Source organism: Lentzea waywayandensis, from assembly GCF_900115955.1.
GTDB classification, from domain to species: domain Bacteria; phylum Actinomycetota; class Actinomycetes; order Mycobacteriales; family Pseudonocardiaceae; genus Lentzea; species Lentzea waywayandensis.
In genome coordinates this window covers 71,077-85,920 of the sequence record NZ_FOYL01000008.1, presented here as the reverse complement: position 1 = coordinate 85,920, position 14,844 = coordinate 71,077, and the positions used below count along the sequence as shown (strand labels likewise).

9 protein-coding genes are annotated in these 14,844 nt (G+C 71.4%); all 9 read left to right on the top strand.

The genetic code is table 11. From position 1 onward, the window contains the following. Positions 1–145: 145 nt before the first annotated feature. From BM417_RS28260 to BM417_RS28220, 9 genes are read left to right on the top strand one after another with little or no spacing between them, the layout of a single operon-like run. Positions 146–3,565: a penicillin-binding transpeptidase domain-containing protein gene (locus BM417_RS28260; RefSeq protein WP_093600898.1), complete on the top strand. Its 3,420-nt coding sequence runs from the start codon at positions 146–148 to the stop codon at positions 3,563–3,565. After that, the gene (locus BM417_RS28255) at positions 3,562–5,655 is read left to right on the top strand and encodes a protein kinase family protein (RefSeq protein WP_093600896.1); all 2,094 of its coding nucleotides are present in this window, start codon (positions 3,562–3,564) and stop codon (positions 5,653–5,655) included. The genes BM417_RS28260 and BM417_RS28255 overlap by 4 nt, the downstream gene beginning before the upstream one ends. Before the next feature lie 4 nt (positions 5,656–5,659). Next, positions 5,660–5,944, top strand: coding sequence for a hypothetical protein (locus BM417_RS28250; protein WP_093600894.1), 285 nt, complete (start codon positions 5,660–5,662; stop codon positions 5,942–5,944). A gap of 13 nt (positions 5,945–5,957) precedes the next feature. Next, positions 5,958–7,697: a hypothetical protein gene (locus tag BM417_RS28245; protein WP_093600892.1), complete on the top strand. Its 1,740-nt coding sequence runs from the start codon at positions 5,958–5,960 to the stop codon at positions 7,695–7,697. Continuing rightward, complete coding sequence (locus tag BM417_RS28240) at positions 7,694–9,616, top strand: hypothetical protein (RefSeq protein ID WP_093600890.1); 1,923 nt, start codon at positions 7,694–7,696, stop codon at positions 9,614–9,616. Before BM417_RS28245 ends, BM417_RS28240 begins: the two co-directional genes overlap by 4 nt. Positions 9,617–9,618: 2 nt before the next feature. Beyond that, the gene (locus BM417_RS28235; RefSeq protein ID WP_093600888.1) at positions 9,619–10,977 is read left to right on the top strand and encodes a hypothetical protein; all 1,359 of its coding nucleotides are present in this window, start codon (positions 9,619–9,621) and stop codon (positions 10,975–10,977) included. Then, positions 10,977–11,477 (top strand): hypothetical protein, encoded by a 501-nt coding sequence (locus tag BM417_RS28230; protein WP_093600886.1) that lies wholly within the window; start codon positions 10,977–10,979, stop codon positions 11,475–11,477. Before BM417_RS28235 ends, BM417_RS28230 begins: the two co-directional genes overlap by 1 nt. Next, on the top strand, positions 11,477–12,085 hold the full coding sequence (locus BM417_RS28225; protein WP_093600884.1) for a hypothetical protein: 609 nt from the start codon (positions 11,477–11,479) through the stop codon (positions 12,083–12,085). The genes BM417_RS28230 and BM417_RS28225 overlap by 1 nt, the downstream gene beginning before the upstream one ends. Beyond that, positions 12,078–14,780 (top strand): P-loop NTPase family protein, encoded by a 2,703-nt coding sequence (locus BM417_RS28220; RefSeq protein WP_093600882.1) that lies wholly within the window; start codon positions 12,078–12,080, stop codon positions 14,778–14,780. Before BM417_RS28225 ends, BM417_RS28220 begins: the two co-directional genes overlap by 8 nt. Positions 14,781–14,844 lie beyond the last annotated feature (64 nt).

Below are 14,844 nucleotides of genomic sequence, written 5' to 3'. Positions count from 1 at the left end.
AGTGAGTGAACCAAGAATGTTTCCTGGTGCCGTAACGCGGATCGGCAACAGGCCGATCAGCAATGTGGTTCGAGGGGAGCGTGGATCGCCGTGTCTCCCCATTCAGCAATAACCCCTGTTCAGGAATCGGAGGGCTGCAGCGGCGATGAGTAACGGCCTCTCCGCGTACTTGTCGATGTTTTTCGGCGGGACGGCAGGTTTCAGCCGGCTGTTCGTGCTGCTCGGGCTGGCGCTGGCCGTCGGCAACGGGCTGCGGTTCCTGACCAGCAGGCCCTCGGCCGCGATCGGTGCGGCCGGTTCGCCGCAGCCGGGGCAGTTCTTCACCGTGCCCGCGGTGCTGGTGCGTGGTGGCGTGCCCAGCCTGTGGTGGCCCTTCGGGTTGTTGTGGCTGGGGTTCTGGTTCGGCACCGGGTTCCGGACCACGCATTGGTCTCTTGCGGTGCTGGTGCTCGTGCTGGTCGCGGTGGCCTGCGGGCTGCATCTGTTGCGGGCGGCGCATGGGCGGCGCGGGGACGAAGTGGTGTCCGGGCCGGCGTTGGCGGTGTTGCTGACGACGGGGGTGCTGGTTCTTTTCGGGTTGTTGCTGACCGTGCGGCTGGAGGTCGTGCGCGATCCGGCCGTCGGGTTTCTCGGTGCGCTCGCAGGGGATGCGCCGACGGCTGCGCTGACCAAGGTTCTGTTGCCTGCCGCGGTGCTCGCGGCGGCGTTGGGGCTGCTGGCGTTGAAGGTTCGGCCTGGGCGGATTCGGTTCGAGCGGCCGCGGCACGACCGGTGGCACGCCGGCGGGCTGGTCGTGGTCTTTCTGCTGTTCGCGGCGCCGTTGCTGGGCGACGGGCAGCTCACGCTGGCCGGGATCGCCACGCCGGAGTACGGGAAGATCGTTTATCTCGCGGTGCTCGCGATGATGCTGGCGGACCACGCTTACGGGTTCCGGATCGAGCGCGACCGGCTGCGGAACGCGAAGACCGATCCGAAGCTCGCGATCAAGGCACGGCGGCATCTGCTGTACCCGTTCGCGTTGTTCGGCGTGGTCGGCGTCGCCAGCACGCTCAAGTCCGACATCGGGCCGTTGATCCCCGTGTTCGCGGCGACCGTGACCATGGTGTGGCTCGTGGTCCGCGCCGAGGTGTCGAAGTCGCTGTACGTGAGCGGGCAGCGCGGGGCGAAGCGGTCGGTGGCCGCTACCCAGACCGCGTGGACGTTCGTCAAGCCGGCGGTCGTGCCGCTGCTCGCGCTGGCGGCGCTGGGTTTTCTCGTCATGTTGAGCACCTCGTACATCACGACGCGCTGGGAGACGCAGCGCAACCCGTGGGTCTACAACTGGGCTCAGTCCTGTGTGGACGCTCCGGAGGGCGCGGTGGCACCCGCGGTTCCCGCGGGCACGGCGGCGTGCCGGGAGACGCTCGCCGGTGGCTTCGCCAGCACGAACTCGCAGATCGCGCAGTCGCTCGCCACCATCGCCGACGGCGGTATGTGGGGTCGCGGGCTCGCCGACACGACCTCACGTGGGTTGCCCGCGGGCAGTTCCGACCTCGTGCTCGCGGTGATCTGGAGCAAGCTCGGCGGTTTCGTGGTGCTGTTGCTCAGCGCGTTGCTGGCGCTGCTGGCCTCGGCGCTCGCGAAGCTGTCGCGCACCACGGGCAAGGCGGCCTCGCCGGAACGGCTGTTCATCGGCGGGTTCGCGGGCATGGTGCTGGTGCAGTTCCTCTTCGTGCTGGCCGCGACGGTCAACGCCGTGCCGCACTCGGGCATCACCGCGCCGTTCCTGTCCTACGGCGTGCAGTCGACGGTGGCGCTCGGCCTCGGCGTGATCATCGCGGTCGCGCTGCACTACCGGTCGGAACCGCGACCCCAGCCGCAACCAAGACCGAAACAGGCGCTGAGCCTGAGTCTCTCCCCCTCGCTGCTGGCTTTCCTGACCTGTCTGATGCTCGCGTGGGGCGTCACGGTCTGGCCCTACACCGGTCTCGCGGAGAACCGGCCCTTCTGCGCCACGACGTCGGCCGTGGTCGACGCCGAGCGGTGTTCGACCGACCGGATCGCGAACGCGCGCACGTCGGTCGAACTCGTCGTCGGCGGCAAGGTGCAGTACGTGCGCAAGGGCGCGGACCCGACCTGGGCACCGGTGGGGCAACCCACCGTCACGCTGGCCGATCTCGCCGGGATCGTCGACGGCAGTGCGTTGAACGACGCGCTGTCGAGCGGATCCGGCACGTCGCTCGGCGAACGCGTCGGCCCGGCGGCGCCCGCGACACCGGGTTCGGTCGAGCTGTCCGTCGACCCGGTACTTCAGGCCGCCATGGCGACGGCGCTGCGGACACCGACACAAGGCGTCGGCCCGCTCGCCGGCGGACTGGTCGTGCTGGACGCGCGCTCCGGGCACGTGCTCACGTCGGCCAGCGCGCCGACCGAGACCGCCCGCGCCACCCCCGGCATCACGGTCACGCAGGAGATGGAGAACTTCCTCGCCGCGCACCGGACGTACTACCACCCCAGGTCGGACGGCACTCCGGACGAGACGCGCCCCTGCGACACGGCACAGCCGACCGCCGAGGAACGAACGAACTGCGTTCGCTGGGGCCTGCGCACGGACCCCGGCCCGCGTTCACCCGAGGAGCAGGCGGGTCTGCGTGCCTACGTGGGCGGTCTGGAGGGCGTGACGCTGCCGGGTCCGACGGTCAACCGGGCGCTCGGCAACCGGTACGGACTCGGCTCCACGTTCAAGGTGGTCGTCGCGGCGGCGTACCTGCGCCAGCCGGGCACGACCGCCCAGGACCTGATCCCGGCGCCGCTGTTCCTGCAACTCGGAGGCCAGCGGATCAACAACTACGACAAGGTCGCCTGCCCCGGCACGACCTCCGACGGGCAGATCTCGCTGACCCAGGCGCTCGCGGTCTCCTGCAACACCGCGTTCGTCCAGCTCGCGGGCAAGATCGGGTGGCAGAGCATCGAGGACACGGCGAAGGCGTTCGGGTTCTCGCTCGCCGGGTCCGAGCCGGGGCACGCGTGGCTCGCCGGGGTGGTCGCGGGGGTCGACTCCGTTGTGCCGCACGGCCTCGCGGCCTCAGACATCGGCAACCCGGTGCTCGGCGGCGGCGCGGTCGAGGGCACGCCATTGCAGATGGCCGCGGTCATGGCCGCGGTCGCCAACAACGGCACGACGGTCCAGCCGTCGCTGGTCACCTCGGTCACCGATCCGAACGGCGGCGAGCACCGCCCGGTCACCGGCGAGACGCGCGAGGTCCTCGAACCCGCGCAGGCCGAACAGCTTCGACTCGCTTTGTCCGCCACCGCCACCACCGGCACCGCGGCCGAACTGTCCACAGTGGATGGACGAGAGCTGTGGGTGAAGACCGGCACGCACGTGCTGGTCGAGGACGACGTGGCGACGCCGGCGGGACAGTTCGTCCGGCAGATCGCGTGGCTCGTCGGCGCCATGCCGACCCCGAAGGGGCCGGTGTCGTTCGCCGTCGCCGTCGAGACGGGCGACGAGAAGGCCGGCGCCGCGCGAGTCCGCCTGCTGGCGCAGCAGGCGATCGACAAGGTCACGGAGGTGCGCGGATGACCGCCGACATCGACCCCCGCTTCGAAGAGGCGGCGCGGATCGAGGCCACCACGAGGTTCCACGAGTTCCTGGTGCGCCAGAAGGCCCCGGCGAACGGCGTGTGGCTGGTCAAGATCCGGATCGCGACCTCGCGCCCGCTGTCCGACCCGGTCCGCGCGAAGATCCGCGAGTCGCTCCTCGACGTGCGCGGCGGCCACCGCGACATCCGCACCAGGGTCACGTTCACCGTCGACCCGAGCGTGCCGCGCGGCTGCGAGGTGCGCTGCGACGCGGCGGAGACCGGCAGGGACGAGGTCTCCGAGCCGCCGCCGGAGTTCGACGACGACGACCAGTCCGAGCTGCTGGTGCTGAGCTGGGGCGCCCTGCGGTTCGAGTTCGTGCTGTCGGCGAGCCCGAAGTGGCTGCCGTTCGGCCGCCCGCACGCCAGGGACGACTACGGGCCCGGCGTGGTGCTCCCCCGCTCGATGCTCGCCGTGCCGTCGGGCAGGCTGCTGGACTTCCGCTTCCACAACGGGGACCTGGAGCTGCGCCGGTTCCCGCACGGCCCGCACATCGCGGTGTCCGCCGACGACCACCTGCTGATCACCGACCAGAGCCCGCACGTCGTCGGCCGCCGCGGCCGGATCACCTTCACCGACGTCAACACCGGCGAAGGCTGCACGCTCGACTACGAGCTCCAGGACTGGCTGGTCGGCCAGCCGAGCGTGCCAGGCGAACCCGACCACCTGGACGGCTCACCGCACCCCACCGTGCACGAGACGGGCCGGATCCTGCTGATCGAACCGCCGTCCACCGCGACCAAGCCGGAGGAACGGCTCTTCCCGGTGCCGTCGAGCAGCCCGGAACGGCCGATGCGGCACCTGGTGACGCAGGTGCTCTACTCCGTGGCCACCGAGCAGGACCGGCCCGCGAACCGTTGGCACGTCAAGATGTACCGCTGCGCGACCCCGCAGCACGCCGCCCAGCTGCGCCGGTACCTGCGCACCCAGGCCGTGCTCATCGAGCAGGTCAACGCCTCGGTCGGCGGCACCGCGCAGGCACCGCCGTGGGTGATCACGCCGGTGCACGTGCTGTCCGGCCGGACCGGCCTGACCGGACCACCGCAGGCGACGGATCTCTCGATGCCGGAACACGAGGTGGTGTCCGATCCGGAGAACCGGCTGTCCGCGTGGTTCGGCGTCGCCGACCGGCCGCAGCCCGCCTGTTTCGTCCTGGTGGTGTCACCGCTGCTGACGCCGGTCGGCTGGCCCAGGGCGGACATGCGCACGGTCGCGCCGGGCGTCGAGCAACTGCCCGAGCTGCGCACACTCGCCATCGGCCTGGACGCGATGCACAAACGGGACATCGCGCACTGCGACATCAAGCCGGCGAACGTCTGCCGCTACCTCACCGCGAACAACCGCAGCGGGTACGTGCTGATCGACGGCGACTCGGTGGCGCGTGCCACCGCGCAGTTGCCCGAGCTGAGGTTCAGCGCCGCCTACGCCTCGCCGGAGGTGCTCTACCAGCGGCACCGCATGCGGGCGCCCGGCAGGGAACGGCAGGAGATCGACCTGCGCGAGCACGACCGGTTCGGCTTCGCGCTGGTCGTGCTCACCGCCGTCGCGGGCGAGGACCGGGTCGCGCCGATGCTCACGCAGGACGACGACGGCAGGCGCACGGTCGACTCGCCGGACGTCGTGGCGGGTGCGCTCGCGGCCTACTGGCCGGAGCACTGGCGGCCGTTCGCCAGGATGCTCGCGGCGCCGTTCCAGCCGAGCGCGCTGGGCGGCGACGAGTGGAGCGCGACCAAGTGGATCGACGAGCTCCAGTCGCTCATCCGAGCCCGTCCATCCACAAAGGACGATCGACCCGAGGACGAACCGCTGCCCCCGGTCGGCAGGCACGCGCGGCACGTGGACGAGATCCGCGCGGAGGTGCGAGCCGACGCGACAGGGCACAAGAACCGCGTCCCGGCGGTCGCCGCGGCGGTGCAGCGGCACCAGATGTCCGTGGCACGGCACGCGTACTGGCGGGAGGTCGCGGTGCGCGGCCTGCTGCCGATGGCCATCCCGCTGATCCTGCTGTTCGGCCTGTTGATGGGGAGGTGATGTCGTGCGCTACGAGGAGACGCTGCCCGGTGCGTTGCGCGACGCGGTGCGAAAGGTGTGCCCGCCGCCGGACTTCGACGAGTCGATCCGGCACGTGATCGGCGACTGGGTGCTGTGGGAGGAGCCGACCGCGACGGTCGCGCGGCGGGAGGCCGAGCCGCACGTGCACGGCTATCTCGAGCGGGCCGCGGCGGCGGGAGCGACCTGCGGCAGGGCGTTCGCCCGGATCGTCCTGCTGCCGGTCACGGTGCTGCTGCTGATGTTGTTCGTCCTGCTGGCCCTGCTGTGAACGGAAGACGCGAATGACGTGGTCCCACAACCTCAACCAGCTCAAGCGATGTCCCGCGTGCGACGACGACCTGGGTGTGCCGCCGTCGCACGCCGAGGACGGTGCCTGGCGACGGCCGAGCCTCCTGCTGGAGGTGTGCGGCACCGAGCGCGGCGCGATGGAGTGGCGGCTCAGCTCGTTCGACAACGCCGTCGAGTCGCAGTCGAAGGGCTACCACCGGTCCCGGCCCGGCTGGGTCTACCGGATGTGCGGTGACGGGCACGTCTTCCTCGACCACATCAGGATGACCGGCGAGAGCGTCGGTACGGAGTGGACGGTCGACGACTTCGACGTGGCCGCCACGATCGGCGGTGTGGCGGCCGGCAAGAGCTACCTGGTCCTGCGCACCCTGCACCAGCAGCTGTCGGTGAGCGGCCTGCCGCACATCACCTCGCCGGACCGGCCGATGCAGGTCAACAGCCTCACCGTGGACTGGCTGGAGGACACGCCGTTGCAGGTGCTGCTCCAGAACTACCGCGAGACCGAGGAGAAGGGGCTCCCGCTCGGGCCGACGGTGCTGCGCACCACGGTGCCGTTCCACTTCCTCAGCGCCAACATCTCCCCCGACGTCGTGCCCGCTCTCCTGGAACTGCAGGAGAAGCTCGGCGGTGAGGGCCACCTCGACCGGTCGTCGTGGGGACGGCGGATCCGCCAGCCGATCCTGTGCCGGTACCAGATCGGCGGCAGGCGGGTGCTCGTCGCGATCGCCGACCTCGCGGGTGAGCAGTTCGCGAAGTCGGCGCTGGAGGACGACTACCACCAGCGGCTGCTGCGCAACTACGGCACCCTCACCTGGGTGATCGACCCGGCGATCGCGAAGCCGTTCGCCGCGTTCATGCCCGAGGACACCGCCGAGGAGACGATCGCGGCCAGCGTCCGGCCGGGTGAGAGCGTGAACAACGACCTGCGCGGCGTGCTGAACCAGCGCAACGCGGTGCAGCGCCGGGTCGCGGGCACGCTCGCGCAGGAGGCGGGCGCGTTCGCCGCCAACATCGGGGCCCGGCAGCACGTGCTGGTGTGCATCACCAAGATGGACCTCGTCCACCTGGGGTTGCGGCGGGGCAAGAGGCTCGACGAACTCGGCGCGCCGGGGGCGATCGTCAAGGGTGCCGCGCGGTACCTCGCGGAGCTCGCGGTCCGGTTCAGCGGGCCGGACCGCAGGATGGTCGAGGACGCGGCCCTGCACTCGATCCTCGACCCGATCGACCGGACGCGGCACGAGCCGAACCTGTTCGAGGCGACCGTGCGGCAGTTCGCCACGGCGATCGTGGAACACCACGCGAACCCCGACGCGTGGTGGAACCTGGTGCACGTCGGTGGCGGCGCGGTGATCCAGGTGCGCGAGGGTGAGCACTCGTCGGTGCTGCCCGCGAGCCGGATCCTGTTGCCGTCGCTGGACTCGCACATCGCGGGCGCGCTCACCCCGTACCAGTCGGCGGTGCTGCGCACCAGGGACCTGGTGATGTCCGCGCTGGGGTGCGGCATCGCGTTCGCGCTCGGGTTCGAGCAACGCGTCGAGTCGATGCTCGGGCAGAAGTGGCGCGACGTCCGGTTCTTCCTGTGCTCCCCGTTGGAGCACGCGCCCGTCCGGGTCGCCGCGACGAGCGAGCTGATCGAGCCGCAGGACGCGAGCGCGGTCTTCCCCGATGTCGACGAGAGATCAGCGGCACTGTCCCAGTTGCTGCTCTGCCTGCTCCGGAGGATGCGGCCGTGACCGAACACGTCGTCGTTGAGTGGGGTGACCATGCCGGTGGCGGCTTCGCGCTGTACACCGATTCGCGGCGGGGCACGGCGCCCGCGCCCGCGTTCGTGAGGGCGGCGCACGACCTTCAGGACGACGTCGTGCACCAGCCGCCGGAGGACGCGCGCGACAACGACCGGTTCCCGGTGTGGGGACTGCAGAAGGTCGACGTCGAGGACCACGGTCCGCACTGGTGCTTCACCGTGCAGGGCCGGGGTGGCGCGTTCGGGCGGGCGGGCAGCTGCCAGTTCCTGTTCGCGCCCGCCGCGGTGGATCCCGCCGAGGTGTGGGCGTACGGCGTCGCGCTGGTGGGCCAGGACGGCAGGCTCGGTCACGAACCGCGCCCCGTCTCCCTGCCCGAGGTGGAACCGTCCGTGCTGCTGGGTCCGCTCACGGCGCTGGCCGAACGCCGCAGACGCGTCGCGGTGGCCGGCTCCCCCGCCGAGGTCGCGGCCGTGATCGGCCGCCTCGTCACGGCGTTGCCGAGCGCGGTGGTGGGCGAGCACATCTGGATGACGTTCCCGCTGAGCACGCCGGTGCTGGACAAGCGTCCGAGCGTCACCGGGCAGTGGCCCGCCGAGCAGTCGGACAACCTGAGCGCCCGCCGGGTCGCGCGCTGGCTGGAGCCGGATCGTGACGAGCTGCCGGAGTCCCTTCCGCGCCGCGCGGACGAGGCGCTCGGGTGGCTGGCGCAGCTCGCCGCAGCCGGGCGCCGTACCCCGGCGCACCGCGGTTCGGCGTCGATGCGGGCGTTGCTGGACCTGATCATCGCCGAGGAGCTGGGCATCACCGAGGCGGACATCGCGGGCCTGGTGCACGTGCACGACCCGCGGCTGCGCAACGGCACCAACCCGGACATGGTCGTGCGCTGGGCGGCCCAGCAGAGCGGCTCCGCGATCAGCGAACTGCTCCGCAACCCGCCGCAGTGGCTGGAGGAGCTGCTGTTCGACGGGTTGATGCACGCGCAGCTGCGGGCCGGGCACGGGCAGAACCCAGCGCTCTTCCCGCCCGCGCACGCCGTCGACGGCAGGTGGCACACGTTGCTCGCCGACCTCCTCCGTGCGCGTTACCAGGGGCAGGAGGAGATCCAGCGGTTCGTGCGCGACCACGTGGTCGCGCCCGGCAAGCCGCTCGGCACACCCGATCTCGTGCAGCACTGGCGGAGCTGGCTGGTGAACCTCGGCGTCGCACCGAACGACCCGTCCATCTTCCCGTTGCCCGTCAAGGACATCGCGGCTGCTCTGATCCAGAACGGCCGGATCACCGACGCGCACCAGCAGTTCCTGCGGGCGGGCGATCCGGTCGAGGCGATCAGGTTGGTCGTGGGGCGCATGAACGAGGTGACCCCGACGGGCGCCAACGTGCTGATGGCGGTGCCCGACAACGTCGAGAGCAGGATCCAGGTGCTCAAGATCGTGCTCGCGCACAACACCTTCGGCGAGTCGGAGCCCGCGGCGTGGCTCGTCAAGCTCATCACGACGGCCGGCTCCAGCCGGGTGAAGGAGGCGGTCGTCATCGCCGGGACCCAGCACCTCGAGAAGACCACTTCCGGGCCGCTGCCCGCCGCGTTCCTGGCCTCGGTGCTGGAGTTCTGGAGCGAGCTGTCGGAGAAGGAGCCCGTCGCGCACGTGGTGCTGCGCGACGCGGGTGTTCTGTTGCTTCCCAAGCCATCTACCGGAAGCGCACCCCGACCGGCGCCGCGGCACGACGACCACTGGCCGGTGCGCGAGGAACCGGCCCGGTCGCTGGCGTTCGTTCCCGAGGCTCCGCAGGAGGACGACCCCGCCGACGAAGCGCAGGGCTCGGGGTGGGCCATGTCCGCGGTGATGGCGACGACGGTGGTCGTCGTGCTCTTCCTCGTGGTGAGCGCCGTGCTCGGCCGATTGGGGTAGTGATGACCGAACCGTTGTCCGCGGCCCGGCAGGTGGCCGCGCTGGCCAAGACCGCGATGTCCACAATGGACAATGCGGCCGGGGTGTCCGCCAAGAACCGCCCTCCGCACCTCGCCCAGTTGCACGGCGTCCTGCAGGTGGCCGCGCAGCAGGCCAAGCAGGTCGAGTCGAACCCGGCGACCGCCGACCGCGACGCCGACCTGTGGCGGTTGCGCGAACCCGGCTACCTGCGCGCGATCTGCGAACACCCGCCCGCACACCCGAGCAACGTGCTGGTGCTGCTGCCGGTCGTCCTCACCTGGTCCGCGCTCGGTTTCGCGGAATGGCGCTACGTCGAGCAGTACACGTCGAGCGATCCCGGTGCCCGCCCGTCGTTCTTCGCGGACTGGCTCTCCCAGCCCTGGTACCTCGGTCCGGTCATGCTGTCGCTCGTGATCGTCGTGACGGTGCTGTGGGTCATGCTCAACCACCGCCGCACCTGGTCGTCCCACCGCCGCGCCGACACGATCGACCGGATCGCCCACCAGCTCGAGGTGGACCTGCTCCCGCCGCTCGCCATCCTGCGCGCCCAGCTGAGCACCTCGTCGCCGGAACAACAGACGCGCGAGGCGGCCGCCACCCTGGCAGGCGCCGCGGGACGGCTCGGCGAGGCCTCCTCCCGCCTGGCCGCCGCCTCCGAGGTGGTGGACCGCCTGGGCGCGGTGGCCAGGGAGCTCGTGGCCGCCCTGCCCGACCTCGCCCGCCAGGTGGAGGCGTTCTCCGGGGTCCAGAAACGGTTCGGCGAGCAGGCCGGCCAGATCGTCGCCGCGGTGGCACCCCTCGAGACCGTGGTGGCCGACGTCGGCGCCGCGGCGGGCCTGGCCCGCGAGGCCTCGGCCACCTCCGGGGAGGTGGTGCGCGCGGCGGCCGTGCAGAACTCGCTGGCGCACGACCTCTCGACCCGCAACGCGGCACACCGCGAACTGCTGGAGGAGGCCCAGAAACCGTTCTCCGCGGCCGCCGACTCGGTCGCGGGCGCGGCGGATCGCTTCCAGGCCACCGTGTCCACGCTCCAGGAGACCACCTCCAAGCTGCGCGAGGCGATCCGCGAGGTGAACTGGCTCGCGATGGTGTCCGACGGGCTGCGCCATCCGACCGAACACCCGGATCACATCCAGCCCGGCCAGCCGCCGGCGGACCCGGCCGCACCTGCCGACCACGAACCACATCCCGGCCGCACCACCTCTCCGGACGAGGCGCCACGTCCGGACTTCACGGCATATCCGGACCACGCGACGGGACCGGACCACTCCACGCCGCCGACCCCCGCGGATCAGCCCCGGCGTCCGGGCCGGTTCAGGCGTCCGGGCCAGGTGGCGTGATGGCGCGCAGGCAACCGGTCAACGCGCTGGGCGTGGCCGGCTGGCTCTTCGCGGAGCTGGCCCTGGTGCTGATGATCGTCGCCCTCGGGTCGGACGAACACGTGCCGGCGGCCGAATCGAGCACCCCGTCCGCGTCGGCATCGCTAACCCCTACGACCACGAGCGCCGCTGCCGCGCCGGAAGGTCTCTCGCTGACCACTAGGTCGTTCATCATGTCCGTGGACGGGTCCGGCACGGGCGTGGTGGACGAGTTCCGCCGCAGGCTTCTCGACGAGGTCGGGCCGGACGGGCGCGTCGGGTTGATCCTGGTGTTCGGGAAGTCCCGCGACCCGTCCGTGCCGACGCAGGGAACCCTGGTCTCGCAACAGCTCAAGGACCTGGTGGTGGCGGCTGGCCTGCCTCAGCTGAGCACCATGAACGACATGCGCGCCTACCTCGGCTCGGAAGGTGCGCCGGGTGACGCCAAGGTCGAGCTGTTCCTGTTCAACGGAGGCCGCTGATGCGCCCGCGCGGTCCGGACGTCGTCGTGGTCGACGGGTCAGGTGCGGAACGAGGCCCTGCGCTGTGCTCAGCCTTGGGGCGAAACGGACTGCGCGCGGAGGCGATGTCCGCGTTGGACATCAAGGCGGATCCCTGGGCGTGCGTGCTGTTGCTGATGCCCGTCGACGAGCTGCCGGACGACGGGCATCACGTGCTGTCCGTGGTGGCCGGGCTGCGCGGCCGGTTCCGGGGGCGGTTCGTGGTGGCGTGGCACGTGCCGAACCGCGTTCGCGCCAAGGTGGCCGCCACCGCCGGGAACCACGCCGCGTTGCTGCTCGGCACCAGCTGGCAGCGGGAGCTGGTGCGGCACGCCACGCCGTTCGACGCGGTGCGGTGCCGGGACCGGCAGGTGCGCGAGCTCATGTCGGCGCGGCGGATCGGCGGCAAGGCAGTCGAGGGGTTCCTCACCGACCTCGACGCGGTGGACCCGTTGGCACTGCACGACATCACCGCGCAGGTAGCCGACCACGGGGACGAGACGCGGCTGTTCTGGCCGCCGCCGGAGTCGATCGTCGAGGCGGTCCTGCTCCGGAGTGTCCCGGAGAACGCGGTGGTGGGCGGTGACTGAGTACCGGAGCGTCTTCAAAGGAACCGCCGACACGGTGTTGCAGGCGGGCTATGTGCGGACCGTGCGGTTCGACGCGTCCGGGGACGTGCCGGTCGACGAGGCGGTGCGCGACCTCGCGCCGCTGTTCGCCGACGTGCTCGCCGGCGGGTTCACCGGGCGGCGGTGGCTGATCGAGCAGATCGACCGGTTCGTGGCCGAGCAGCCGTGCGGTTATCTGTGGGTGGAGGGTGATGCGGGGGTCGGGAAGACCGCGCTCGCCGCGCATCTCGTCGAGGAACGGGGCTGGGCCGGGCACTTCTCGCGGCTGACGCTCGGCGGTTCGGCTCGCGTCGCGCTGCGCAACCTGGCGGGACAGATCGCACGCGATCACGATCTCGCGCGCGGTGGTCTGCTGCCCGAACGGTGGTGCACGCCGGAAGGGTTCCCGGGGTTGCTCTCCAAGATCACCCCTCCGCTCGTCCTGGTCGTGGACGGCGCCGACGAGGCCGAACAGATGGCGGGAGCACAGCCGTGGGGACTGCCGATGGAGCTGCCGCACGGCGTCTTCGTGGTGGGCACCTACCGGACGGGCAGTCCGCCGCCGAGGTCCACGGCACCCGCGTCGGTGGTGCGGCTCTCCGCGAGCGATCCCCGCAACGTCGCCGACGTGGCGGAGCACGTGGCCCAGGTCCGGCCCGACGCCGCCGAACTCGTCGAACGCTGCGGCGGCGTGTGGGTCTATCTGCGGTACGTCCTCAACGAGATCCAGCAAGGCACCCGTACGACCGCCGGCCCGCTGCCGAAGGACCTGTTCCGGTACTACGTCGACACACTGGAGCGGTGGAGCCGGACGGACGCACTGCTGCCACTCCTCGCGACCCTGGGCGTCGCGGGCGAACCGGTTGACGCGGGAACCCTGGCCGCACTGTCCGATGTGGACGAACGCGCGGTGAGGGAACACGTCCACCGGACGCTGCGGCCGTTCCTCGGCGCGGTCGACGGGCAGGCCGGGCGCGGTTTCGCGCTGTACCACGCCAGTCTGCGGGAATTCCTCGCCGGCGTGCGTCCCGGCGACGAGAGTCCGGAGCAGGACTGGAAGTGGTGGGACGTCCTGCGGTCGGCCACCATCGCCGCGCATGACCGGATCGCCGAGCACTACCTGACCGGGACGGTCGACGACGGCTACCCGCTCAGACACCTGGCACGCCATCTCGTGGGCGCGGGCCGTGACGAGGACCTGCACCGCCTGCTGCGCGCGGACGACGAGAGCGGACGGCCCGAGTGGTTCGCCGCGCACGACCGCGCCGGTACGGTCGACGGTTTCCTGTCCGACATCGCGGTCGCACGCGACCTTCGCGCCTGGACGACCGACCAGGCACTGGCGGAGAACCAGCCCGCGCTGACGCTGTGCGACGAGCTGTTCTACGACCTGGTCACGGCTTCGGTCACCAGCCGCACCAACGCGATCCCCGCCGAACTGGTCGCCGCACTCGTCGCCGGCGGTCTGTGGACGCAGGCCCGTGCGGTCGCGCACGCGCTCAGATTGCCCACGGCCACCGCGCGAGCACACGTGCTGGCCGTGCTCGCAGCCGAGACCGGCGACGACGACGTCCTGGACCTGGCGCTCGCCCAGGCCGAGCAGGTCACCGCCCCGTACCCGCGCGCCGAGGTGCTGCTCAAGCTGGTCCCCCACCGCCGAAGCCTCGTCCCGGAGGCGTTGCGCACCATCACGGACATCACCGGCGAGCACGAACGGGCAGGCGCCATCGCGGACCTGGCTCCGTGGCTGAGCGATCTCGGCACCGCGCGGACGCTGGCGGAGGACCTCACCAGTCCCCACGCCCGCGCACGGGCGTTGACCGCGCTGGACGACCAGACTGGTGCCCTGCAAGCGATTCGCGCGATCAGCGGCGAGCAGGACCGGGCCGAGGCACTGGCCGCCCTCGCGCCCCGCCTGTCCGACCCCCAATTCGCCGAAGCCCTGGCCGTGGCCGACACCATCACCGGGCACCACCGCGTCGCCGCCGTGGCAGCGCTGACCCAGGCCGACGCACTGACGACACCCGATCCCACGCCGGTCCGCGAAGCACTGGAAGCGGCCTCCGCGATCACCGATCCACACGACCGTGCCGAAGCGTTGACACGACTGGCACCCATGTTGCCCATCGCGCAGCGACGAGAAGCGCTGGCCGAAGCGCTCGCCGCTGCCACCGCGCCGGACGACGGCGGCCGGGACCTCCCCGCGAGGCTGGACTGGCCGGGCCTCACCGCGACCCGCAACCGGCCGATCACCCTGACGACCGTGTCGACCTACGTGGGAACTCACAGAAGACAAAAAGCCGTTGTCCCGCAACGAGATCAACTCGACAGTCTGCTGGCGGACGCGGCGGCCGCCACCGACAACCGCTCCCGGTCCCGCGCGCTGACCAAGCTGGTGCCGCACCTGTCCGCACCCGCCCAACTCGCCGAAGCGCTCGCCGCGACGCCGTACGGGGACCGGGACCTGCTCTGCGCGGTGGTGCAGCGAGCCGGCGACGTGGTGGCTGACGACAAGGCCTTCGTCGCCCTGCTCCGCCACGCGCTGAACAGCGGCGGCCGCGTCACCTGCACGGCGATCCTGGCCGCGGCACTGCCCAGGATCGAGGGCCTCGCCGGGGACGACGCGGCCGAGCGGCTCGCGGCGGCGCTGCACGACGTGCACCGGTGGTGGCCGTGACCCAGTGGCCAATAAGTGGACAAAAGCCCAGTTCAGAATCGTTTGATCCTACGATTCACCCATC

Excerpts from the sequence above, each read along its gene's own strand:
- BM417_RS28260 (WP_093600898.1), top strand. The coding sequence starts at position 146 with ATGAGTAACGGCCTCTCCGCGTACTTGTCGATGTTTTTCGGCGGGACG.
- BM417_RS28255 (WP_093600896.1), top strand. The coding sequence starts at position 3,562 with ATGACCGCCGACATCGACCCCCGCTTCGAAGAGGCGGCGCGGATCGAG.
- BM417_RS28245 (WP_093600892.1), top strand. The coding sequence starts at position 5,958 with ATGACGTGGTCCCACAACCTCAACCAGCTCAAGCGATGTCCCGCGTGC.
- BM417_RS28235 (WP_093600888.1), top strand. The coding sequence starts at position 9,619 with ATGACCGAACCGTTGTCCGCGGCCCGGCAGGTGGCCGCGCTGGCCAAG.
- BM417_RS28230 (WP_093600886.1), top strand. The coding sequence starts at position 10,977 with ATGGCGCGCAGGCAACCGGTCAACGCGCTGGGCGTGGCCGGCTGGCTC.
- BM417_RS28225 (WP_093600884.1), top strand. The coding sequence starts at position 11,477 with ATGCGCCCGCGCGGTCCGGACGTCGTCGTGGTCGACGGGTCAGGTGCG.